Origin of the sequence: Lewinella sp. LCG006 (assembly GCF_040784935.1) — a bacterium.
Taxonomy (GTDB): domain Bacteria; phylum Bacteroidota; class Bacteroidia; order Chitinophagales; family Saprospiraceae; genus Lewinella.
Genome location: NZ_CP160680.1, coordinates 2,559,627 through 2,580,974, shown reverse-complemented (window position 1 = coordinate 2,580,974; position 21,348 = coordinate 2,559,627). Strand labels below are relative to the sequence as shown.

Below are 21,348 nucleotides of genomic sequence, written 5' to 3'. Positions count from 1 at the left end.
AAGCTTTCTAAATATTAGAGCAATGTGATGCTAAAAAACAAAGATAAATATTTGTAAAGCATTAATTCAGGTCATTTGCGAATCAACCTAACTCCCCAAAAAACAAATAACGCTATTAGTAAGGCTATGAATAGCAGTGGTTTGCCCCAAAAAGTTGGTTTAACCATTTGAATTTCCAGCGGTACGCGCGAATGGCTCCAAGCAATAAAAGCATCTGCAATGGGTAGCTGCCCCAACAAGTAACGCTTTTTTCCGAACCACGAAGTGGCCATTGCAAAACCTTCGATACTGTTTCTCAATCCTTGGTAGGGTTTGGTTGCAGAGTGCTGGCCCATCGTCCCCATCCCAACCACCGAAGCAGCGCCACCGATTTCCCAGATGACTGGTCCAGCATCAATATCGCCCCAACCATTGACGCCGTGGGGGTATTCCCTAATGCCAGGCAAGCTTGTAGTGCCTCCGCTCGTAGTTGAGGGTCTTTGGTTTCAGCCACCAGATTAGCCCAACTCAATGCGTACAGTGCATGTAAAAAGACCGTACCTTCCGGATAAATGGCCTGCATATCTTCTCCCGCACCCTGCTGTATTTCATCTTTCAAAAACTGCAACTGCTGGTACAAGTCTTTACTGTACTTTCCATACCCATTTTCCACAATCGTTGGTCGAAAAAACATTCGCCCCCCTAACTGTAGTAAGTAACCCAAAACCAGGAGCACAAACAATAAGCCTACTTTTTTCATAAACCTTATTTTTGAGAAAAATTTCAAGCACCGAATCAGTGACCGATCAGCAAAAATGGGGTCTTAATAGAACATTGTATTTTGCCTTGGGCTACTCCCCAAAATTAAGATTTGTATTTTCAAACCCATAAAGTAGTGTAACATGAGTGAATTTCAACAAGTTGTTAAAGAAGGTGCCGAGTCAGTAGGCCGTAAAATCAAGCGCTTATTTCTAATGTTACTAGGAATAGCATTCATCGTCGGATTACTTTTTGTCTGGGTAGCTGGCTGGACTTTCAGTGATGGTACACGGGCAGGAGAGCTAATAAAGGTATCTAAAAAAGGAGTGATTTTTAAAACCTACGAAGGCCAAATCAACCTTGGTGGTTTTCAAGGTGATAGTGGTTCCGGTATAACCGGCAACATCTGGGAGTTTAGTACCACGGATAAAGAGGTATACCAGCAACTACAGGAGATGGAAGGCAAAAAAGTAAAACTCCACTACAAGCAGCGCTACAAGCCTATGCCCTGGCAGGGAAAGACCGAATATTTTGTAGACGAGGTTAATGTTATTCAATAATCACAGTCGTTGCAGGGCAGCCAAAACGCCCTCTGCGGCTCGTCGGCCCGTTCGCATCGCTGCATCCAGCGAACCAAAGAGCAACTGATCGCCAGCAAGAAAAACTTGCTCCGTCAGGCGTGCTTCGGTGGGTGTATAATCGTAGCTCAGATGATCTAAGTGGGGGAGTGCTTTGGGCAGGTCGTAACGCTTTAGTGGCCTTAACTGCCAGTTTGGTTGATGACAAATATCACGTATCTCTTGGGCCACTTTTTCTTCTGCGTTGGCCATCGTAGGGATATCCTTAAGCGTTACCGAGAGCAAGTGCTGGCCTGAGGGTGCATACTCCGTCGCGACTTGATCTACCAAGCAGAAATTATTGACGATCGCGCCTTTGTCCGCCATCAACCCGATCAAGCGATCCGGTAGTTGACCACCAGTACTTGCATAATACAGCGTACTGGTAGCATGATAAGGAGTTGGCGCTCCAGCCAAACGAGGCATTATCTTCTTTGGGTCTGTGGCTATAATAAGTATGTCAAAGGGGATTTCCTCACCTTCCGTGGTCACCAGCGTTTGGTCTTTGACCGCTGCTACCTCTGTATGAAAGCGGAAAAGCGTTTGGGTCAGTTGTGCTTTCAATTGGCGTGGAATTTCTTCCATCCCCTGAGCGGGTAAAGCAGCGTGTCCCCTTGCAAACATCTTAAAGACAAAACGCAGCATAGGTGCCGGGGTCTTTAGCTCATTTTCGAGGAATATTCCGCCGAAGAAAGGAACAAAAAAGGCATCAATAAAAGTTTGTGAAAAACCATACTCTTGTAAAAACGCCAGACTACTTTGCTGGTTTTTAGCTGCGAAAAGTTCCTCCGAAGCAGTTCCTTTTAGCTCCCGCTGAAGTTTCCAAACCAGTAATTTATCCTTGATGCTCCCCACCGAAGAAAAGATGGCACGGAAAATTTCGGAAGGCTCCCGAAGAGGGTCAACAACCGATGCGATGGTGTTATTGCGGTAAACTACGGCTCCTGGCCGAAAATGAGTAAGACTAAGTGCCTCGTAATCTAAATAGTGTTTTGCTTCCCGGTATTCCGTCAACAAAACCTGGAAACCATGATCAAGCAAAAAGCCGTCTACCTGGTCGGTTTTTATTCGCCCGCCGACCCGATCGGTCGCTTCTATCACAAGGGGACGAACGCCAGCGGCTTCCAAATGTTGGGCAGCCACCAAACCAGCTACACCTGCTCCAATAATTACTACACGTGCTCCTTCCATCTTGAGGGTCATCATTTTGTATTGCCAACAAAAGAATACGACGAATGTTCAAGCCTCAAATACTTGGTTAGAAAGGTCTGGCTGTGTAACTTTGCGCAAAATTAACGCAATGAGTACATCAAGTAGCGAAAACGAAAGCACCCGCATGGATTGGATCCTGTTTCTGGTGTCTACCGCAGTCATGATTTTTATGTTGATCTTCGTCAACGAATGGTTCTGGCTAGCATTGCCTTTCTCCCTCACTTACCTGGTGAAGGCTTTACGGGTAATGTAAAGAGAAGATTGCTGGCAGTGATCACATTAAAACAATGACTTACCAAGCAATCTTCACTGTATCAGGTATTGAGTAGAAAGTATAGGGACTTTGATAAACTTTGGCTTAACGCCAGAAAAGGTACCCTATATTTTTGTGACGTCAACTGAGATGCTAACTTAGTATCTCAGATAATGTAAGTACTACGGCGTCAGCTATTTGGTGAGCCATCATACATCGCTGCCTCATCCATAAACCAGTGCAGTGCCCCCGTCACAGGCTGCACGTGTGCTGCTGGGTAAGATGGGTAGCCCTCCTCCCGCTGAAATATCGCGTTCACCTTATCATTCTTATTAGCTCCGGTCACCAGGAATGCTACCCGTTGGGCACTGTTGATGATTGGCCCCGTGATGCTCACCCTCTTTTGCCCACTGGTAGGGTGCGTTGCGACTACACAAAATCGCTCTTCTTTGAACAAGGCGATTTCGTGGGGAAAGATCGAAGCCGTATGACCATCATCTCCCATTCCCAGTATCACCAAGTCAAAAGAAGGAAAACCATTGAACTGTTCCGTATTGTCAGCAATTTCGGCTGCATAACGACGCGCTTCTATTTCGGGCTCCTCTTCTCCATGCACTCGATGAATATTTTCCTCCGGCACATTGACCTTATCAAACAAAAGTGCTTTGGTCATACCAAAGTTGCTCTCATCATCGCCAGGAGGCACACAGCGCTCGTCTCCCCAGAAGAAATGAATCGCCGACCAGTCGATCACGTCGCGGTACTCGGCAGCCCACAAGCGGAACAATAGCTTAGGGGTACTCCCCCCTGAAAGCGCAATGGTGAAATGCTTTTTATCACGTAACTGCTCCAGTAGATAACGGGTAAAATCCCTGGCTACTGCTTCGGGGTCAGCACTGATATGAAGTTGAGTGGGCATAACAGGCTTAATTATTTTTCCGTGGCTGGTGCCTGTGTGGTATCCGCTTCCGTTGTGGGATCACTATCCATCTCTCCATCCATAGGGATTTTGTTCAGGCGCTTGGCTACTTCAGGAGTGATGTCGTTTTTGTCGCTCACCATCAAAACACCCGTACCATTGCCGTAGCTGAGGATGTAATCATAGTTGAACTCTCCCTGGATTTCTTCCAGTACTTTCATGAGGTTTTCTTCAAACTCGGCGCTGAGCTTCATTTGCTCCAGTTGGAGCTCCTGGCGAAGTCTTTCTGCTTCCTGCATTAAACCCTGCTCGCGACCAGCGAGGCGTTCTTGCTCCGTACCCATGTCTTTTGGAGACATTTGACCACTGTTGGCACGACGCTGATAATTTTGCACATCGCGCTGGAAAGCAGCTACGCGTTCATTTTGGCCTTTGTCTGCTTCGATCGCCCGCGCTTCCAGTGCTTTGGTCTTTTCGTTCAGGGAGGCGTACTGGTTCGTCAGGCTATCCAAACGAATAAATACAATGTTACCTGCGCTACTGCTGCCGGTGTTGGTACTTCCTTCGGAGGCCGCTTCCTTAGGCTGGCAACTCAAAAGCGTTCCTAATGCAATGATGCTTGTCAAGTATCCAAAAAGGCGAATATTCATAATTGTTAAATTTTGCCCGCAAAGTTAGAGAAATTTCGCCAACTTAAAGCGTCCGGGTGAGGTTCCTTTCACAGGCTTCTTCTACCTTTGTCCCCACAATATTTTATCCTCCCCCTAATCAAGAACAAATGTCTGAACGCTGGTTGATTATTGCAGCTTTTGCAGCTGTCTACATTATCTGGGGCTCAACCTATTTGTTCAACTATTGGGCAATAGCTACCATCCCTCCTTTCTTGATGTCTGGCACGCGCTTTCTTACGGCTGGAGCCTTACTCTATACTTGGGGAAGTTGGCGCAAAGAACCGCAGCCCACCCTGCGGCAGTGGCGAAATTCGGCCGTCATTGGCGTATTGTTTCTCACCATTGGCACTGGCGCCGTGGTTTGGGCATTGCAGTGGATCGACACAGGTATGGCGGCTTTGATCGTAGCCATCGACCCCCTCCTCATCATGCTTTTACTGTGGTGGATTTTTGGCCAACGCTTACGCTGGCAGGGAGTAACGGGTGCCTTGATTGGTATTGCGGGAATGGCCATCCTGGTTGGGCAACCCCAATTTGTGAATACGCCGGAAAGTCGGTGGGGCTTAGCCGCTATCGCGCTAGCCTTGGTTGCCTGGGCTTTTGCCAGTGTCTTCATTTCCCGTATTAATCTTCCCGATTCCCGCTTACGGCGATCGGCCATGCAAATGCTGGCTGGCGGTACTGGTCTGGCTCTCTTTAGCTTGGCAACGGGCGAGGCGACGACCTTCCGCTGGAACACCCTCAGCTTATCCTCTGGCTTATCCTGGTTGTACCTGGTTGTCTTTGGTTCTATCGTGGCGTTCTCCTCGTTTAATTATTTGCTCGCCAAAGTTTCACCTGAAAAGGTGGCTACCTCTACCTACGTCAACCCGATTGTGGCTTTGATGCTGGGCTGGGGTTTTAATGGCGAGACCGTTAGCGGACAGTCGATACTTGCAGGGCTCGTCATGCTCACTGGCGTGTTCTTCATCAACAATGGCAAAGGCCAACAAGTCAGTATCCCCGGAAAAGACAAAGGAGGTAGCGAAACTTAATTCACTACCTCCTCTACGGACTTTCGGCGAATGGCGATCGTCCGGCTTACAAATCTTTCAACTTGCGCTTGGTCGCTTCGATCAATTCTTCCTGAGCTTTGATTTCTGCAGCCTTATCTTCCTGGCTCTTGGCGTTGGCCTTCAATTCTTCTTCGGCACGAGCAATGGCTTCCTGCGCTTTTTGGATATCACGCTCAAAGCTTTCTTTCTCATTGCCCAATTTCTTGAGATCGCTTTCGAGATCCTGAAGTGCTTTTTCCTGGGCTTTAATCTCCATGCGTACGCCCTCTTTGGCGGCTTCCAAGCCAAAACGAATCAATATTTTTTCTGCTTCCAGGTAGCGATCAGCGTGGGTGCTAGCTGCCAGGTAGGCACCACCCAAGTCAATCCACATGGAAAGTTCAGCACCCTCACCTTTGTCTTCTATGGCCGTATAAATATCAACCGTGTTGCCTTTGCCGATAGCGGCAATATCCGCATCATCACTGAAGTACTCTTTGGTTTTGCGGTTGTACTTGGTGCGAGCACCATAAAAATCCTTCGTGAAATTCTCCCACAGGTCACCAACTGTTTTTGCGTCCAGGTTAGGAACTTTTAAAACAATGGCTTCGTAGACTCCCTCACTCATCGTTTTACGCTCCGTGCGGGTTTGAGCCTGTAGGCTAAGGGATAAAAAGAGGAATGCTACAGAAAAGTAAATGGCTATGGTTTTCATGCTTTTGTGTTTTTAGTAATTATTCGGTTTATCCTCCGTCAATTGAAAAGCTAAACCTGTTAACTCTATTATTAGACGATTTTTTTCATCTTGGTCACTCCTTCCCATCTTCACAACCTTGCTCCTCTTCAGGATGTTCTCTTGTAATCTTCTATAAAAAAACACCCAAAGATCATTTATGGATGTGCGCCGGTTTGTTTTTCCAGGTATTATTGTCATCTATTTCTTTGCCTTGTGGTTCCTCAACCAGCAGCAACCCTATGAAGCATTTCCTGAAGGAATGCCCAGAACGATAGCCCAGGGTCTCTTTCAGTTGAGCCTCTACTACATCCCGGGGGTAATTGCCTATTTGATTTTTTTCCGCCGCCGCATCACGCCATTGTCTAATATTATCGTAGGCATGATGGTGGTCGTCTTTGCGACCCAGTTGCTATTGAGCTTGTATTTTTTTCTGGTTCACCTCGGCTGGAATATTCAACAGGCATTTTTTTACCTACAGGACCAACAACCCCCACATTGGTCTGAAGCACGGTTGATCAGCATCAAGCAAATCGGTTTGGCGCTTACCGCAATACCTTTTAGCTACTTCATTTACGGGATCACTAAAGGTAAGTACAATTACCAAGTCAATCATATCCCACTGGTTTTTCCGGATCTTCCTGAAATCTTCCATGGTTTTAAGTTGCTCCAGATTTCAGACATCCATTCGGGCAGCTTCGACAGCATGAAGGGCGTCAAAAAGGGCATCCAGAAAATTTCGGAACAGAACGCCGACCTTCTCGTTTTCACGGGTGACCTGGTCAACGGACGGGCCGATGAGATCCTTCCCTTCGCGCCTCATTTTGCGGCCCTACGTGCGCCTTTCGGCAAATATGCCGTCACGGGCAATCACGACTATAGCTCAGGAGGCGCCTATGGCGACCAGGAGGCATGGCGCGCCAATGTACAAGCCGTGCAGGACAACTACGGGAAATGTGGCTTCGAATTGCTCAACAACCGGGCGGTAGCCCTCACCAAGGAAGGGGAAACCATCTATCTCACCGGCGTAGAAAACTGGGGCAAACCACCTTTCCCACAATACGGTGATTTGAATTTAGCCCTCCGCGATGTGCCTGATGATGGCTTCAAAGTATTGCTTTCTCACGACCCCTCGCATTGGGATGAAAAAGTTTTGCCCCACCAAAGCAAGGTGCACCTGACACTTTCCGGACATACCCACGGCATGCAGTTTGGGCTTAATTTCAAGCATTTTAAATGGAGCCCCATCCAGTTGGTGTACCCGCGTTGGGCGGGCTTGTACGAAGAGGCCCGGCAGTTTTTGTACGTCAACCGCGGCTTCGGCTGGCTGGCTTTTCCGGGGCGCATTGGCATGTATCCGGAGATCAGTGTGTTTGAATTGCGGCGAGGCGGGGAATAGTTGCGACCAGCAGTTTTTATTTTGCCCCCCCAAGGCATCGGAAGGCACGGTGACACGGAGTTTTTTTAGCCACAAAAGCACAAAATAGCACAGTTTTTTTCAGTCAATTTAAAGCTCCTCCAACATAACCCGCGCCGTCTTTTCATTAACAAGATCGTGGTTCCCTGGCGTCTCCACAATTTTGATATGCTTGTTTTTTAAAAAATAAGCCTTGATGGCCCCATTTGGAACAAAGCGATCTTGTTCTGCCAAAACCACCAGTGTAGGAATCGTCGTTTGTTCCCAAAACTGTTTTCGGTCAGGGCGGGTCGTGCGTAAATGACGCAGCGAGTTATAGGTCCGAAATAAGAGCTGGCGTTTCTGCGCGTCAAACAACTGCACCTCGGCGTAGCGGCGATGAAAATTGCTCACCAGTTTCAAACGGGAACCCAGATTAACCAAAAATTTCAACCACAGGGGCCAGGCCAATGCTTTTTCGGCAATCCGCTGCATCCATAAAGGTGGCACTCGATCAAAACTTCCAATACCTGCGGGAGCAAGCAGAATAAATTGCGTTACTTGTTCTACCCAGGTATTTCCGGTGCAAACCAACAGGCGAGCACCCAGGCTATGCCCCGCTAAATGAAAGGTGGAAGCACCCTCGTGATGAGCAATGGCGGTAATGATTGCTTGAATGGTTTCAGGCCGAAATTCCCGGCCTCGCCAACTCGTCTGCCCGTGAAAAGGGAGGTCTGGTGCGCAAAGGGTATATTGATCTCCTAAAGTACTGGCCCACGCTGCGAAAACACTGCCATCGTAGTCGTAGCCATGGAGCGTGATCAGTAGTTGAGGACCATTTCCGTAGCAAGATACATGAACTTGCTGCCCTGCTAGATCAAGAAAATAATTACGCACCTTGGACGGGTCCGGTTGCGGACACATAAATTTTATTTTGCTTGCAAAGTAAACGTAGTGACCTTGAATGTCGTTCAAAGATAAATTAAAGACCGTATGAACGCCTATAAATTTCTTTTGCCTGTCATTTTGCTAACGCTACTTTCCAGCTTTCTGTGGCAGAGCTGTTCTGCCCCTCGCATCCAATCCAATGCGCAACCTGTGAGCCATGAAATATGGGACAGCCTTCTCCGTAAACACGTCGACAACAATGGCCTTGTCGATTACCAGGGTATGGCAGCCGACAGCAACCAATTAAACAAGTACTTGCAGCTATTGAGCCTCAATGCGCCCAATAAAAAAAGCTGGTCCGACAATGAAAAAATGGCCTACTGGATCAATGCTTACAATGCCTTCACGGTAGATCTCATCCTCGACTATTACCCTGTCAAAAGTATCAAAGACATCAAAGACGGCATTCCTTTCGTAAATACGGTTTGGGATCTTAAGTTCTTCAAAATCGCGGGGGAGGATTTTGATCTTAACAACATCGAACACGGCATTTTACGCAAGGATTTCGATGACCCAAGGGTGCACTTTGCCCTCGTCTGTGCGAGTATGTCTTGCCCAAAACTCCAAAACACTGCCTTCGTGGCAGATAAATTGGACGAGCAACTGAACCAGGCGGCCCGTGAGTTTATCAACGAACCTTTCCGCAACAATATCAGCGCCAGCCCCGTGCAACTATCCAAACTCCTCGATTGGTACTGGGGAGATTTTAAAGGCAAGTACGATAGCCGCTTCGATCTGATAAAGACCTATAGCGATAAAACCATCGACACCAGCCAGGAGGTACAGTTTCTCGAATACAACTGGGAACTCAATGAACAGACGCCGGAGAAGACGAAGCTTTTGAATTAGGGTTGTGCTCTTCCCGACCTTTGGGTCGGGATTCGCGGGAGTGCGCGCTACGCTTGCGGTGGTGTTCGTTCCGATCCTCGGAACTCACGGTAAGTGCTCTCCCGATACCTCGGGATCGCGGGGGTGCCGACTGCGTCGGCGGTAGCTGCGCTGCGCGCAATCCCGAGGCTTCGGGACGAGCGTAGCGAGTACAACCGTGAATCCCGAGGATCGGGATGAACACCACCGCGATTCCGATTTATCGGAAGAGCACCACCGCGAACGCTAGAGAGCACAACCATGAGTTCCGAGGCATCGGAACGAATACCAACACCAAAAAATCCCTAACTTTACGCTCGCACCAGAACTTCTCCTTTTGGACAAATCCAATGACAACTCGGTAAGCCTCAACAAGTACATCAGTAGTACGGGTATCTGTTCGCGCCGTGAAGCAGATCGCTTTATTGAGGAAGGCTTGGTAAAGATCAATGGCTCCATTGCCCAAAAGGGAAACAGGGTATTTCCGGGAGACCAGGTACTCCTCAAAGGCAAGTCGCTTAAAGCCAAGCCACCGGCGCTGTATCTGGCCTTTAACAAGCCCGTAGGAATCGTCTGTACCACCGACCCCAGAGAACCTAAAAATATTGTCAATTTCATCAATCACCCTCAACGGCTCTTTCCTATTGGTCGATTGGACAAACCATCGCAAGGACTTATTTTTCTTACCAACGACGGAGATATTGTCAATAAAATCCTCCGCGCGGGCAATCAACACGAAAAAGAGTACATCGTGACGGTTGACAAACCCATCAATGCACGTTTTTTGCAGCGCATGAGCCAGGGCGTACCGATCCTCGGCACCGTCACCCAACCCTGTCTTATTGACCAAATAGACAAAGCCACTTTCCGAATCATTCTCACCCAGGGGCTTAACCGTCAAATCCGCCGCATGTGCGAATACCTGGGCTACGAAGTGACCCAACTCAAGCGAACCCGCATCATGAATGTCGACTTGACTGGCCTGAAAACGGGGCAGTGGCGCGAGTTAAGCAGCCAGGAAATCAAAGGCATCAACGAAATGGTACGGACCTCCTCTAAAACGGAAGAGGCTTCTGCATTGACGCCCAAAAGAAAAGGTGGACCGAAGCACAGAAGGCGATGATCGCCGGGAGAGAAGAAAAACAACTCCACCAAAGTAAAATCCACGTCCTCCCCGCGGGGAGGTGTCCAAAGGACGGAGGGGGAATGCCCTGTCCGCAACAGCTACCCTCTCAATCCCATGTAATGTGTCCCCATCAAAAACGTCGTAGAGTAGAATCATACCAACAGTGTTCAGGCTTTCATTTTTTCAACATGCTCAGCAATTACAATAGGTTACAATAGCTTCCCTAATGAGGACCCCTACAACAGTAATCATCAAGAGCACCATAAAAAACTGAAAGTGATGATGAAACAAATACCCTTCTATCGATTTATTAGAGGGATGATCTTTTGGTAACCCCAGTTCTAACCTTAATTTTTCCTGTTCTTTTTTTGACGTCAACATCATCCTTACGATGGTTAACATTGCCATTCCAAAGATTACAAGAACGAATAAATTCATCTTTGACTTTATTTAACCAATACCTCTTCAATCGCAGCTTCCACCAAGGGGGCCATCACTTCGTAACCCGCCTTATTGGGGTGCACCCCATCGTAGGTCAGGGCAGCTTGGAGGCCATTTTCGGCGTCAGCCATCGCAGAAAAGTAATCGACATAAGTGAAATTATTCACACCGCAGTAGGCTTTGATCATACTGTTGAGTGCCAACACTTCTGCGATGGGTTCAATATCTGGCGCCCAGGGAAAAGCCGCGGCCGGGAGCACAGAACAGAGAATCACCTCAATGCCATTGGCTTTGGCCAGCTCCGCCATGGAGGTGATATTGTCCATGATTGCCGTTACCGTTGTGGGGCCCGTATTGCCCGCAATATCATTGATACCGGCCAGGATAACGACAGCCACGGGCTGCAAGGCAATGACATCCTGGCGGAAGCGTACCAGCATTTGGGGCGTTGTCTGTCCGCTAATACCTCGATTGACGTAAGCAGGGTTTTGGAAAAAGCCAGGCACATGCCCCGGCCAGCCTTCGGTGATGGAATTACCCATGAAGACGACTTTGGGGATTTCGGTATTCGCTTCACGCAAGGCTTGGTTGTCCATTTGGTAACGACTTAGATTGGCCCAATCCTGCCCTGCAGCAAAGAAGGGCAAGAGGAGGGATAAGAGGAGAATTTGCAAGTGCTGTTGCATAAGGATTAACTTTTAGGAAGGGCTTTCTCCCTTGGTTGGAAAAGGCGGAGCTTGCTTGATCCAGAGATCACGCTGCGGGAATGGAATACTGACACCAGCCTCTCGGAAAGCCTGGTCAATAGCGAAGCGTAGATCGCTTTTCACATCTTCAATGCCCAGCAGGTCGCGCGTCCAAAAAAGAATTTCAAAATCTAGCGAAGAGTCCCCAAAGTTCACGAACCGAACAAAAGGCTTTGGCCGTCGAACGATACGGGTGTGCTCTTCTGCGGCCTTGAGTAAGATTTCCTTGACCAGCGCGGTATCTGAACCGTAGGCAACTCCTACTCCCACTTTGAAGCGGGCCTTGGAATCGAAGTGGCTCCAGTTGATAACATTATCAGCGACGAGCTTAGAATTCGGAACAATAACGGAAACGTTGTCTCTGGTTTCTACCAGCGATGTACGGATACCTATTTTTTTAACCGTTCCTACCAGGCCATTCATATCCACAATGTCGCCTACCTCCACCGTTCGTTCAAACAATAGGATAATGCCACAAATCAGGTCATTGAAGGTTTGTTGCAAACCTAGTCCAATACCTACTAAAAGGGCGGCAGCACCACCTAATAAAACCGTAAGGTTGATGCCTACGTATTGCAAGGTTCCCATTACGGCTATCAGCAGGACAAAGTACGTCAGCAGCCGATTGATCGCGTACTGGCTACCAACGTTGATTTCCTTTTGTTTATAATAAGGATAGAGGATGATTTCGGTCAATACCCACAAAACCAGGCGAGTGATCAACAGGATCAAGACGGCACTAAGAATCCTGTTGATGGTGATGAATTGGGCATTTTCCTTATTCGCCCAGGGTAGAGGTAATTGTTCATCAAGCCCCAACTGCTGGATGATAAAGGTGAGCGCCAACAGGTAGACTATCGGCTGCACAATGTGACTTACCCTTACGGTAGAACCTCCTCCTTGGATCTGGTACAAACCACCCTCCTGGAGTTGTTGTTCTCTACGCTGTTGGTAGCGATGGGTCAATAAACTCGACAGCAATTCGTCAACCAGTCGAGCAATAAAATAAATCAGAAAGGCCTGCACGATGGTCGAAAAACGCAGGTTTGCAAATATATTATCCTCAATAGAGCTGAGCGAAAAATCGGCAGGTAGGCCAAGCAGGACAATCAAAACGGCTCCGAAAACCAGGCAAATAACGGTCAATCGTCTTACCCGGATTCTCGTCTTATCTGAAGTATCTTCGTAAAGAAAAAAACGCTCAATCCAGGAGCGCAGCATCATGAACCCCAGGATGTAAAGCATAATCATTCCAACGGCTACGGTGATTAGCCGCCCCAGCTTTATGGTTATTTCTCCAATGGTAAATACTTCCTGATTGAAAAAAGCCGTAAAATCCATAGATAGGGTGAGTTCATTTTGCCTAATTCAAACTGGGAAATTAAGCATATTCCATTGAAGATAGATGAAGGGTGGTATTTTTTTAGGCTTATGTTAGTAAAGCCCTATCTTTGCCGCCTAAGAACCACAAAATAAATATGTTGAAAAGTTTGGCCATGGGCCTATCGGTCGTTTTTCATCCTTTGTTGGTACCGACCTACATGCTACTTTTGCTACTTTTGATCAACCCCTACCTCTTTGGGGTAAGCAGCCCCCAGGATGAGGGCGCAAAGATGCTTTTGCTCCTGGTCTTCCTCTATACCTTTTTCATTCCAGCTGTTTCTTTTGTAGTGATGTACTTTCTGGGGATGATCGATGATATTCATGTAAAAGATCATCATCAGCGGATTGGCCCTTATCTGGTTACGGGAATGCTCTACATCTGGGTGTACTATAATTTTTCCCGTACAGGACAATTGCCACCAGCTTACGTTTCTTTCATGCTGGGTGCTGTCATCGCACTTTTCTTGGCATTTATCATCAATAATTTTTCTAAAATCAGTGCGCACACCGTAGGAATGGGTGGACTGGTGGGGATGGTCGTGATCAGTATGCTGTGGTTTAGCTACGGTTCTTTTACCTTGGATCTCAGCAGTGGACCGCTCGAAATCAGTATGCTGCATTTGCTGATGGTGGCAATCGTTGCTGCTGGTGCCGTGGGTACAGCGCGGTTGTTGCTAAAAGCGCACGAACCTTCTGATGTCTTCGGAGGCTATTTTATTGGTTTTATTGCTCAGTTTTTTGCGTTTGCGTTTGTTTTTTGAGCCTTTCCAGGATATCCTCCGCAAATTGTCGGTGATTAGCGAGTTTAGGTACTTTTGCCTGCCCACCTACTTTGCCGCGATCACGGAGCCAGTATTGAAAAAAACCGATAGGTAAAGGAATTATTTCAAGCTTGGTAATCGCAAAATCATTGGTTCTTTTTTGAGCGTAGTTGGAGTTACAAGCTTTCATTGCTTCGTCCAGTGCTTCGGTAAACGTAGCGAGTGGTGGCACTTCTCCAGCAAACTCAATGAACCACTGGTGCCTCCCCTTTTGGTTGACTTTCATATAGTAAGGAGCAATCGTATAGTCTTTGATTTTGACCTCAAATTCCGCGCACGTCGTCAGCAGTGCCTGCTGAACATTACTGAGCAAGAGATCTTCGCCAAAAGCATTGATATACTCCTGGGTGCGGCCTGCGATCTTTATCCGATAAGGATGGACGCTGGTAAACCGTACCACATCTCCCAGCAGATAGCGATACAAACCACTGCTATTGGTAATGACCATTGCGTACAAAGTACCTGGCTGCACTTGTTCGAGAGGGATAGCCCTGCGGTCGTCATTTTGCAGTTCATCAAATGGAATAAATTCATAGTAGATCCCATTGTTCAGGATCAAAATCATATCGTCTTTGTCGAGCTGGTCCTGGACGGCAAAATAACCCTCAGAAGCATTGTAGATTTCGTGATAGAGGAAATCCTTGCTGGGAATCAGCGCTTCATAGTGTTCCCGATAAGGGGCAAAGCTTACTCCACCATGAACGTAGGCCTGGAGGTTGGGCCAGACTTCCAGCAGATGCTTAGCGTTTTTTTCCGCTAGCACTTGCCGATAGAGCGCCAGGTTCCAGGTGGGTACTCCTCCCAACATGGTGAGGCTGGGTTCGTTGGCTGCTATCTTAGCAATTTTGCGTATCTTTTCTTCATAATTGGGCAGGGTCGCGGTGTAGATATCCGGCAAGTAGAAGGTGCGTAAGATCAGCGGAATGCTTTGAATCATCAGGGCCGAAATATCTGCTACCAGCATGTTGGTGCCAGGATAATTGCCATAAGCTCCTCCCCCAATTAACATGTTTTTACGGGCAAAAATCTGCATATCTTCCCGGTGCAGGTGCAAACTGGTGAGGGTAAACCAACTCCCTTTTTGACAACTGAGGATATGCTCTCTGGTGACGGGGAGAAACTTGCTGGTTTTTTGGGTTGTAGCGGCTGTTTTTGCCAGTGCACTCACTTTTTGCCGGGTGAGCACCTGGTTTTCATTACCAAGTATACGATGAATATAGGGCTGCATTTCTTCGTAAGTACGCACGGGTACCCGTTCGGCATAAGTAGCAGGAGACGCATCAGCACGGAGGCTGTGTTCCTTAAAGATAGCTGTACCGGCATTTTCACGGAGAATTTGTTGCAAGGTATCCCGCTGCAATTGCTCAGGATGAGTGTAGTGCGCTGCCAGCTCCGCTTCGTATTTTTTTAAGTGGATCTTGAACAAGTTGTTGATCCAGTTGATTACACCCATAGGTAGTGGTGGATTATGAACTCAATATTATAAACTTTTATTTGCTCCTTCAAGTTTGTGCGCAATACTTGAAGTTCTAACAAAAATACGTGACGGATATATTTGCTTTTCTTGCAACGGTCTTACACATTGATGGATTACTCCAACTGGTCTTGGCGATGATCATGCTTAGTGTTGGCTTGTCGCTACAATTGGAAGATTTCGTTTACGTTTTGCGCAACCGTCAATTGCTAGCTTTTGGCTTGGTCATCAAAATGCTGGTACTTCCTCTCATTTCCTGGGGCTTTTTGGTGCTTAGCGGCCTACCTGCTCTTTGGCAGTTTGGCATCCTGATCATGCTTTTTTGTCCGAGCGGAACCACCACCAATGTGATTACCTACTGGGCGCGAGGCACCAGTGCGCTGACTATTTTCCTGACCGTACTTTCAGGGTTTATTACTTTGCTGACGCTTCCCTTGTTTGCTAAAGCAATTGCCCCCCTTTATTTTTCAGCCGAGACCGAGTTCCATTTACCTTTTCTGGAAATTCTACTCCGGATTCTTTTCATCATCCTTCTACCTGCTTTTGTAGGTCTTTGGCTCCGCAGAAGCTTTTCTGGTTTTGCCCAATGGCTGGAAAAGTTGTTAAAAACCGTTGCGACCACTTTACTGGGTGCGGTTTACTTGATTAAGTTTTTCGCACCTCCTGCGGATGGAAGTGCTGCCATTTCCTGGTCGGATATTCAATTACTGGCAGCTCCTCTTCTGGTCATTAATGTCGGAGGAATGCTGCTTGCTTATTACTATGCTCTTTGGCGAAAAGTAAGCCCCAGAGATGCCATGACCATCGGCATTGAAATGGGCATACAAAATGCCGGATTGGCCATCTTGATCGGCGATGTGCTGCTGGCTAATCACGAAATCAGCAAGCCGGCCTTGCTCTACGCCATGTTTTCCTTTTGGACAACGGCTGCTTTTGCCTGGTGGGCGAAGAGGAGGAATAGTTAACTACTGCACAACCACCTTCTGACTTGTATACCCATCCGGCAAAAACACCCGCAAATAATAAAAGCCCGGGGGCAGCCCCCTTACATCAATGCGCTCGGTTGGCCCGGAAAAGCTTTTCAATAATCGGCCTCTGGAATCCCAAAGCTGGACTTGTTTTATGGGCTGATCCGAACTGGTAATATAGATATAGTCACGCGCCGGATTGGGGTAAACGCGAACGGTAGTATCCTCCTCGGTAGCATCATTGACTGACACCGGAGGAGGCCCGTTGACGCCCAGGGTATCACAGGGGCTTCCTTCTACATCCCAGGTTTGAAAGTAGGGGTAATTGGGAGGCGCAAAAGCATGCAGGGTTGCTAGGTCCAAACCGTGTTGTTCCGCATTGCAGGCCAGTCCTGGCTGGTTGGGGTTATGGATCACATGAAGTACATTAGACGAACCCCGTGCTGTACCGTATATTTTTCCGTCTGCCGCCAGGCGCATATTGTGAAAAGCCGCAGGCAAAGACGGGTAACCCAAGACCAGATAGCCATCGTATTCGGCAATCCTTATGCGGCTGGCAGCCACATCTTCTGCCGCTAAGTCATACTGGTACATATACCTGCCTGCCGAGGTGTACAAATATTGATTGTTGGGAGAAATGGCCGCGCCACCGTAGGAGACGGTGTCTCCCATAAAATCCAGCATACGGTAATTAGAAAAGGTACCTGCACAACGGTCAAAGTCGAACAGATGGGTAGCAGAGACGGGGTCAAAGCGCACATTCAGGCTCCCATCAGGAGAAAAAATGACCTGGCTGGCAGCATGCATATCTTCCCATACCGGACCAATAGCTTGCGTAAGGGTTGCTCCCGGCCCTTCGGGGCCATAATAGGTAATATAATACTGACTGGAGTTTTGTTTAGCCGCAACAATCCACCAATCTCTGCCATTGGCATGGCGGACAGCAGAAATTTGTGAGTAAACGGTATCCTGATAAACCAGCGAGTTCAGAACATCAACTCGGCCCAGTCCATCATTGGCCGAAGCATCTATTTCCGTATACCGGAATTCTGTATTGCGCAGGCTTTCCCGGTCTATGTAAACATGAAACAGGCCGTAGCGATCCTCCGTCCCCGGTTTGGGCAAAGCCAGAAACCCCTGCCAACTGGGATAAGAATGGGAGCAAAAGCTATCATGTACGCCGCCGATGTTGAGGCTATCTCCATTTTCCATCGTCTGGTGAGCAGCATTGATGATGCTACACCCATTGGTATAAAAAACCAGGTTCCCTTCATTGTCACAAATCATTCCTATGGGATCCAAGTGTATAGGAAGATCAAAGTAAGAAACCTCTGGTGTTCCTGAGCGGAAATCGATCAAGGTACCTCCGTGGTAAATATCAGTGGGTAAAAGGCGAGGTGAGCCGAGTACCCATTGGGCATCATGAGCGGCCTGGGCAGAGAGGAGGAGGGGGAGAAATGTTGTGAGGAAAAAGTAGAGGTAACGAAGCATGATAATGGTATTATTGGGGAGTGTCCATTGAACTGTGTCTGCAACTTTAGGAAATATGTTTGGTAAATCGATCCCCATGTGCTAGCGTTAATTCACGTCGAATAGCACTCCATGTTCTTACTGATTTATTCCAGCTGTTTTTTTTACGTTCCAGTGCTAAGAACAACTGAATAAGCAAAGCTCGTTCGCTGACCCATGCGCCTTTGGCCTTAGTCACCCGGCGAATTTCCCGGTTGAGGTTTTCGATGGCATTGGTCGTGTAAATCAACTTTTTCAGCGTCGGACTCAATTGCATACATCTCATTAAATCATCCCAATCTTTGAGCCACAAGTCTACAACCAGATCGTATTTGCCTTGCCAGAAAACCTGGAAATCTTCCAATTTCCTGCGGGCTTCGGCCTCGTTGACAGCGTTGTAAACTTCCTTAAGCTGACGTAAAACCTGACGGCTATCCTTTTCGTCCAGTAACTTAAAGGTATTGCGAATTTTGTGAACCACACAACGCTGGATATTAGCTAAAGGAAAAGTCTCGGCGATCACTTCACGTAAACCTGTCAAACCATCGCTGCATATGTAGAGGACATCCTCTAGACCGCGATTTTTAAGCTGCTGTAAACAACGTGCCCACTCTGTAGCACTTTCGGCTCCTTGACCAGGAATCAAAGCAATGATCTCGCGTTTTCCTTCCACCGTAATCCCGTATACAACATAAAGGGCAATACGGCTGACCTGTCCATCACGACGTACATCCAAATAGATCGCATCAATGAACATCACTACCAACAGCGCAGGTAAGGGACTGTTTCGCCAAGCTTCTACTCGCTCCCAAGTGCTGTTGATTACAGACGAAATACGACTGTCGCTCATCTGAGCCCCGTACATACGCTCTAAGTGCAACCGAATGTCACTGATTGAGTTACTCATTGAGTACAGCTCCAGAATCTGGTTGTCAAAACCTAAGCCTAGTTCATATTGCCGCTTCTTGACCGTCAAGGGCTCGAAACTACCGTTACGATCACGGCTGTAGTGAATCTCAACAGGGCCAGCCTCGGAGCGAACTTCCTTAGATAGCTGCCCATTGCGCTTATTGGTTAAACCTTGGGCTTTTTCCCCTTGGATGTGGTCTTCTAGTTCTGCCGCTAAAGCTCCTTCCAAAAAGTTAGCAATCAAAGGCTTGAGAAGACCGTCTTCTCCTGTTAATCCCTTACCTTGAATTAGGCCCGCAATAACTTGCTGGCGATATGACTCAAAATCGAAATCCGACAGAGTCTCTTCTTTTTTGGTTTTCTTTGACATAATTAAATGTGTCTACTTTTGACGCAGACACAGTTCAATGGATACTCCCTATTATTGGCTTTGAATCGGCCATCACATAATGACGGCCAATTCAAAGCGGTGAACACAAATTACTGCACAATCAGTTTTTCATAACGCAAACTTCCGTCTGTGTCCGTCCCTAAGATAACAGATGTTTTCTCAACCTTTAGCTTATCCCATTAAGATGACTGTATTAAGCACAATTCTGTAAACCCAGGTTTTTGTCTTACTTCGCCCTTCAAAGCTGGGAAAAGCACGCCACAATTGGAAGGCTACTTCCTGGTATAAGTCTTTTACTTCGTGTTCGTCATGAGCATACATTCGACAGATCTTATAGATCACAATTTGCTACTCTTGGAGCATGTGGGTAAATTTTTTATCATCTCTCATCTTAACCTACTTAGTTGCAAGTTGTCTTCCTTGTCTTACAACTTTACCCCATTAATTTGCACCAGAGGTCTTTTTAAAGAAAACTGCTTTTACTCAAAAAGCTCAACTTCCTCGTATATTTGCCGAGCTAAATAACCTACCATGTACAAAGGGAAAAAAGTCATTGCCGTACTGCCCGCTTATAATGCTGCGCTAACGTTGGAAAAAACCTACCGCGAAATTCCATTTGACCTGGTCGATGAGGTCATCCTCTGTGATGATGCCAGTAAGGACAATACTTCCGCGCTTGCGAAAGAAATTGGTATCGAACACGTCATTGTGCATGAAAAGAACAAAGGCTACGGCGGCAACCAAAAATCACTCTACAATAAAGCCCTGGAGCTTGGTGGTGATATTGTGATTATGCTGCACCCCGATTACCAGTATACGCCCAAACTGATTCCCGCCATGGTCAACATCATTGGTGATGAATTGTACCCTGTAGTACTGGGATCCAGAATCCTGGGCAAAGGTGCCCTCGCTGGGGGGATGCCGCTCTATAAGTACATCGCCAATCGCTTCCTTACGCTCACCCAAAACTTACTGATCAGCTATAAGCTTTCTGAATACCACACGGGCTACCGGGCCTTCTCCCGCGAGGTGCTGGAAGGAATTAACTACAATGCCAATTCAGATGATTTTGTCTTTGACAATGAAATGCTTTCCCAGATCATCTACCACGGCTTTCATATAGCAGAAGTGACCTGCCCTACCAAGTATTTTGATGAAGCCTCCTCTATCAACTTTCAGCGAAGTGCTAAGTATGGATTAGGGGTACTGCGGGTATCTGTCAGTCACTTTTTTCACAAGCTAGGACTAGGAAACTCAGCGATTTATCAAAAGCCGTAGAAGAATTTAACCCAGCATCGCCAGCGCTTCTTCTTCCAAGGAACGCATTTTATCGGCTTCTGCGGGTGTCTTATCGCCATAGCCACACAGGTGCAGTACTCCGTGGATAATTACGCGCTGCAACTCCGTCAGAAAAGGCAGGTTGCGTTCGGCAGCATTGTCTGCCACCCGTTCGGTACTGATGTAAAGGTCGCCGCTCACGACGGGAGGATCGGCATAAGGAAAGGTAATAATATCCGTGAGGGTATCATGATCCAGGTATGCCACGTTGAGTTGGTGGAGATAGTCGTCGCTACAAAAGATATACTGCAATTGGCCAAGCTCTCCCTGGTGGTGGTGAATAACTTTTTCTATCCACGATGTTAATATCGTGAAATCAGGGATAGGCTGCTCAACATCTTCTACGTAGAAGGAAATTTCTGGCTCCTGTGCATCAGCAGGAAGCGTAGGGAAAAAAGAATCTGGCAAAGGAGAGTATAATTAAAGCTTGAATTGCATTTCTACGGTACGTCCACCGTTGCGGTAAGCTATTTTATCAGACAAATGTTGCATGAGGAAGACACCTCGTCCCCCACACTTGCAAATATTTTCTTCTTTAGTTGGATCTGGAACCTGTTTATAATCAAAGCCACAACCTTCATCTGATACTTGGATCGCTAACTTGTCTTTTGCTTCGCGGAGACTGATAGAGACTTTCTTGCTGCTGTCTTCACAATTGCCATGGATGATGGCGTTGTTGACGGCTTCTGTAAGACTGATGAGAATATTACCGTGTTGATCATCATTGAGGTGGTAACGTCTTACGAGCTTGTTAACAAATAGCTCTACTTTTTCAATGCTTTTAGCCTCGGAAGATAATCTTAGCATGTATGGTTGTGTACTAGTCTTCGTCATATATCGATTAATATAAGAAA

At 47.2% G+C, this 21,348-nt stretch carries 24 protein-coding genes; 9 read left to right on the top strand and 15 right to left on the bottom strand.

All coding sequences use genetic code 11. The annotated features are described in order from the left end of the window. Window positions 1-71: 71 nt before the first annotated feature. The gene (locus tag AB0L18_RS09065) at window positions 72-299 is read right to left on the bottom strand and encodes a hypothetical protein (RefSeq protein WP_367392265.1); all 228 of its coding nucleotides are present in this window, start codon (window positions 297-299) and stop codon (window positions 72-74) included. Further along, complete coding sequence (locus AB0L18_RS09060; protein WP_367392264.1) at window positions 296-739, bottom strand: hypothetical protein; 444 nt, start codon at window positions 737-739, stop codon at window positions 296-298. The genes AB0L18_RS09065 and AB0L18_RS09060 overlap by 4 nt, the downstream gene beginning before the upstream one ends. A 142-nt stretch (window positions 740-881) precedes the next feature. Between AB0L18_RS09060 and AB0L18_RS09055 the strand changes: the two genes are divergently transcribed. Further along, window positions 882-1,298: a 6-phosphogluconate dehydrogenase gene (locus AB0L18_RS09055; RefSeq protein ID WP_367392263.1), complete on the top strand. Its 417-nt coding sequence runs from the start codon at window positions 882-884 to the stop codon at window positions 1,296-1,298. Here AB0L18_RS09055 and AB0L18_RS09050 read toward each other — a convergent pair whose 3' ends face one another. Then, window positions 1,299-2,561 carry an NAD(P)/FAD-dependent oxidoreductase gene (locus AB0L18_RS09050; RefSeq protein ID WP_367392262.1) on the bottom strand — a complete coding sequence of 421 codons (1,263 nt, stop codon included), beginning with the start codon at window positions 2,559-2,561 and terminating at the stop codon, window positions 1,299-1,301. Window positions 2,562-2,655: 94 nt separating this feature from the next. Between AB0L18_RS09050 and AB0L18_RS09045 the strand changes: the two genes are divergently transcribed. Further along, on the top strand, window positions 2,656-2,820 hold the full coding sequence (locus AB0L18_RS09045) for a hypothetical protein (protein ID WP_367392261.1): 165 nt from the start codon (window positions 2,656-2,658) through the stop codon (window positions 2,818-2,820). Between the two features lie 190 nt (window positions 2,821-3,010). Here the strand turns inward: AB0L18_RS09045 and pgl are convergent, their stop codons facing one another. Beyond that, a complete protein-coding gene (gene pgl, locus AB0L18_RS09040; RefSeq protein WP_367392260.1) occupies window positions 3,011-3,739 on the bottom strand; it encodes a 6-phosphogluconolactonase in 729 nt (242 codons plus the stop codon). An 11-nt stretch (window positions 3,740-3,750) separates the two neighbouring features. Beyond that, window positions 3,751-4,389: an OmpH family outer membrane protein gene (locus AB0L18_RS09035; protein WP_367392259.1), complete on the bottom strand. Its 639-nt coding sequence runs from the start codon at window positions 4,387-4,389 to the stop codon at window positions 3,751-3,753. Window positions 4,390-4,517: 128 nt separating this feature from the next. On the opposite strand from AB0L18_RS09035, the gene AB0L18_RS09030 reads away from it, so the two are divergent. Next, window positions 4,518-5,444 carry an EamA family transporter gene (locus tag AB0L18_RS09030; protein WP_367392258.1) on the top strand — a complete coding sequence of 309 codons (927 nt, stop codon included), beginning with the start codon at window positions 4,518-4,520 and terminating at the stop codon, window positions 5,442-5,444. Window positions 5,445-5,490: 46 nt separating this feature from the next. Here the strand turns inward: AB0L18_RS09030 and AB0L18_RS09025 are convergent, their stop codons facing one another. Beyond that, window positions 5,491-6,159 (bottom strand): hypothetical protein, encoded by a 669-nt coding sequence (locus AB0L18_RS09025; RefSeq protein WP_367392257.1) that lies wholly within the window; start codon window positions 6,157-6,159, stop codon window positions 5,491-5,493. A gap of 178 nt (window positions 6,160-6,337) precedes the next feature. On the opposite strand from AB0L18_RS09025, the gene AB0L18_RS09020 reads away from it, so the two are divergent. Continuing rightward, window positions 6,338-7,576 carry a metallophosphoesterase gene (locus tag AB0L18_RS09020; protein WP_367392256.1) on the top strand — a complete coding sequence of 413 codons (1,239 nt, stop codon included), beginning with the start codon at window positions 6,338-6,340 and terminating at the stop codon, window positions 7,574-7,576. A 108-nt stretch (window positions 7,577-7,684) separates the two neighbouring features. On the opposite strand, the gene AB0L18_RS09015 is transcribed toward AB0L18_RS09020, so the two are convergent. Next, window positions 7,685-8,497: an alpha/beta fold hydrolase gene (locus AB0L18_RS09015; RefSeq protein ID WP_367392255.1), complete on the bottom strand. Its 813-nt coding sequence runs from the start codon at window positions 8,495-8,497 to the stop codon at window positions 7,685-7,687. A 69-nt stretch (window positions 8,498-8,566) separates the two neighbouring features. On the opposite strand from AB0L18_RS09015, the gene AB0L18_RS09010 reads away from it, so the two are divergent. Together AB0L18_RS09010 and rluF are read left to right on the top strand one after the other, a co-directional pair. After that, on the top strand, window positions 8,567-9,370 hold the full coding sequence (locus AB0L18_RS09010; RefSeq protein WP_367392254.1) for a DUF547 domain-containing protein: 804 nt from the start codon (window positions 8,567-8,569) through the stop codon (window positions 9,368-9,370). Between the two features lie 355 nt (window positions 9,371-9,725). Further along, complete coding sequence (rluF, locus tag AB0L18_RS09005) at window positions 9,726-10,511, top strand: 23S rRNA pseudouridine(2604) synthase RluF (protein ID WP_367392253.1); 786 nt, start codon at window positions 9,726-9,728, stop codon at window positions 10,509-10,511. A 449-nt stretch (window positions 10,512-10,960) separates the two neighbouring features. On the opposite strand, the gene AB0L18_RS09000 is transcribed toward rluF, so the two are convergent. Next, window positions 10,961-11,641: an SGNH/GDSL hydrolase family protein gene (locus AB0L18_RS09000; RefSeq protein ID WP_367392252.1), complete on the bottom strand. Its 681-nt coding sequence runs from the start codon at window positions 11,639-11,641 to the stop codon at window positions 10,961-10,963. Between the two features lie 12 nt (window positions 11,642-11,653). Beyond that, window positions 11,654-13,042, bottom strand: a complete 1,389-nt coding sequence (locus AB0L18_RS08995) for a mechanosensitive ion channel family protein (RefSeq protein WP_367392251.1) — start codon at window positions 13,040-13,042, stop codon at window positions 11,654-11,656. 137 nt (window positions 13,043-13,179) lie between these two features. On the opposite strand from AB0L18_RS08995, the gene AB0L18_RS08990 reads away from it, so the two are divergent. Beyond that, complete coding sequence (locus AB0L18_RS08990; RefSeq protein ID WP_367392250.1) at window positions 13,180-13,845, top strand: hypothetical protein; 666 nt, start codon at window positions 13,180-13,182, stop codon at window positions 13,843-13,845. Here the strand turns inward: AB0L18_RS08990 and AB0L18_RS08985 are convergent. Then, the gene (locus AB0L18_RS08985) at window positions 13,808-15,358 is read right to left on the bottom strand and encodes a GH3 auxin-responsive promoter family protein (RefSeq protein ID WP_367392249.1); all 1,551 of its coding nucleotides are present in this window, start codon (window positions 15,356-15,358) and stop codon (window positions 13,808-13,810) included. The two genes, AB0L18_RS08990 and AB0L18_RS08985, sit on opposite strands and share 38 nt — an antisense overlap. An 89-nt stretch (window positions 15,359-15,447) precedes the next feature. On the opposite strand from AB0L18_RS08985, the gene AB0L18_RS08980 reads away from it, so the two are divergent. After that, window positions 15,448-16,344, top strand: coding sequence for a bile acid:sodium symporter family protein (locus tag AB0L18_RS08980; RefSeq protein WP_367392248.1), 897 nt, complete (start codon window positions 15,448-15,450; stop codon window positions 16,342-16,344). Here AB0L18_RS08980 and AB0L18_RS08975 read toward each other — a convergent pair whose 3' ends face one another. The 3 genes from AB0L18_RS08975 to AB0L18_RS08965 form a co-directional block, all read right to left on the bottom strand. Continuing rightward, complete coding sequence (locus tag AB0L18_RS08975) at window positions 16,345-17,838, bottom strand: T9SS type A sorting domain-containing protein (RefSeq protein ID WP_367392247.1); 1,494 nt, start codon at window positions 17,836-17,838, stop codon at window positions 16,345-16,347. A 46-nt stretch (window positions 17,839-17,884) separates the two neighbouring features. Then, complete coding sequence (locus tag AB0L18_RS08970; RefSeq protein WP_367388148.1) at window positions 17,885-19,135, bottom strand: IS256 family transposase; 1,251 nt, start codon at window positions 19,133-19,135, stop codon at window positions 17,885-17,887. 192 nt (window positions 19,136-19,327) lie between these two features. Next, window positions 19,328-19,498, bottom strand: coding sequence for an RNA polymerase sigma factor (locus AB0L18_RS08965; RefSeq protein WP_367392246.1), 171 nt, complete (start codon window positions 19,496-19,498; stop codon window positions 19,328-19,330). 189 nt (window positions 19,499-19,687) lie between these two features. Here AB0L18_RS08965 and AB0L18_RS08960 point away from each other — a divergent pair, with 189 nt between their 5' ends. Further along, window positions 19,688-20,434 carry a glycosyltransferase family 2 protein gene (locus tag AB0L18_RS08960; RefSeq protein ID WP_367392245.1) on the top strand — a complete coding sequence of 249 codons (747 nt, stop codon included), beginning with the start codon at window positions 19,688-19,690 and terminating at the stop codon, window positions 20,432-20,434. A 6-nt stretch (window positions 20,435-20,440) separates the two neighbouring features. Here the strand turns inward: AB0L18_RS08960 and ybeY are convergent, their stop codons facing one another. Then, window positions 20,441-20,902 (bottom strand): rRNA maturation RNase YbeY, encoded by a 462-nt coding sequence (ybeY, locus tag AB0L18_RS08955; RefSeq protein ID WP_367392244.1) that lies wholly within the window; start codon window positions 20,900-20,902, stop codon window positions 20,441-20,443. A 12-nt stretch (window positions 20,903-20,914) separates the two neighbouring features. Further along, the gene (locus tag AB0L18_RS08950; protein ID WP_367392243.1) at window positions 20,915-21,301 is read right to left on the bottom strand and encodes an ATP-binding protein; all 387 of its coding nucleotides are present in this window, start codon (window positions 21,299-21,301) and stop codon (window positions 20,915-20,917) included. Window positions 21,302-21,348: the final 47 nt, after the last annotated feature.

Coding starts and splice junctions, on each gene's coding strand:
- AB0L18_RS09050 (WP_367392262.1), bottom strand. CDS start 2,561: ATGATGACCCTCAAGATGGAAGGAGCACGTGTAGTAATTATTGGAGCA.
- AB0L18_RS08985 (WP_367392249.1), bottom strand. CDS start 15,358: ATGGGTGTAATCAACTGGATCAACAACTTGTTCAAGATCCACTTAAAA.
- AB0L18_RS09060 (WP_367392264.1), bottom strand. CDS start 739: ATGAAAAAAGTAGGCTTATTGTTTGTGCTCCTGGTTTTGGGTTACTTA.
- AB0L18_RS09035 (WP_367392259.1), bottom strand. CDS start 4,389: ATGAATATTCGCCTTTTTGGATACTTGACAAGCATCATTGCATTAGGA.
- AB0L18_RS09045 (WP_367392261.1), top strand. CDS start 2,656: ATGAGTACATCAAGTAGCGAAAACGAAAGCACCCGCATGGATTGGATC.
- AB0L18_RS08975 (WP_367392247.1), bottom strand. CDS start 17,838: ATGCTTCGTTACCTCTACTTTTTCCTCACAACATTTCTCCCCCTCCTC.
- AB0L18_RS08970 (WP_367388148.1), bottom strand. CDS start 19,135: ATGTCAAAGAAAACCAAAAAAGAAGAGACTCTGTCGGATTTCGATTTT.
- AB0L18_RS09000 (WP_367392252.1), bottom strand. CDS start 11,641: ATGCAACAGCACTTGCAAATTCTCCTCTTATCCCTCCTCTTGCCCTTC.
- AB0L18_RS09055 (WP_367392263.1), top strand. CDS start 882: ATGAGTGAATTTCAACAAGTTGTTAAAGAAGGTGCCGAGTCAGTAGGC.
- AB0L18_RS09010 (WP_367392254.1), top strand. CDS start 8,567: ATGAACGCCTATAAATTTCTTTTGCCTGTCATTTTGCTAACGCTACTT.
- pgl (WP_367392260.1), bottom strand. CDS start 3,739: ATGCCCACTCAACTTCATATCAGTGCTGACCCCGAAGCAGTAGCCAGG.
- AB0L18_RS09020 (WP_367392256.1), top strand. CDS start 6,338: ATGGATGTGCGCCGGTTTGTTTTTCCAGGTATTATTGTCATCTATTTC.
- AB0L18_RS08960 (WP_367392245.1), top strand. CDS start 19,688: ATGTACAAAGGGAAAAAAGTCATTGCCGTACTGCCCGCTTATAATGCT.
- AB0L18_RS08950 (WP_367392243.1), bottom strand. CDS start 21,301: ATGCTAAGATTATCTTCCGAGGCTAAAAGCATTGAAAAAGTAGAGCTA.
- AB0L18_RS08995 (WP_367392251.1), bottom strand. CDS start 13,042: ATGGATTTTACGGCTTTTTTCAATCAGGAAGTATTTACCATTGGAGAA.
- AB0L18_RS09030 (WP_367392258.1), top strand. CDS start 4,518: ATGTCTGAACGCTGGTTGATTATTGCAGCTTTTGCAGCTGTCTACATT.
- AB0L18_RS08990 (WP_367392250.1), top strand. CDS start 13,180: ATGTTGAAAAGTTTGGCCATGGGCCTATCGGTCGTTTTTCATCCTTTG.
- AB0L18_RS09025 (WP_367392257.1), bottom strand. CDS start 6,159: ATGAAAACCATAGCCATTTACTTTTCTGTAGCATTCCTCTTTTTATCC.
- AB0L18_RS09015 (WP_367392255.1), bottom strand. CDS start 8,497: ATGTGTCCGCAACCGGACCCGTCCAAGGTGCGTAATTATTTTCTTGAT.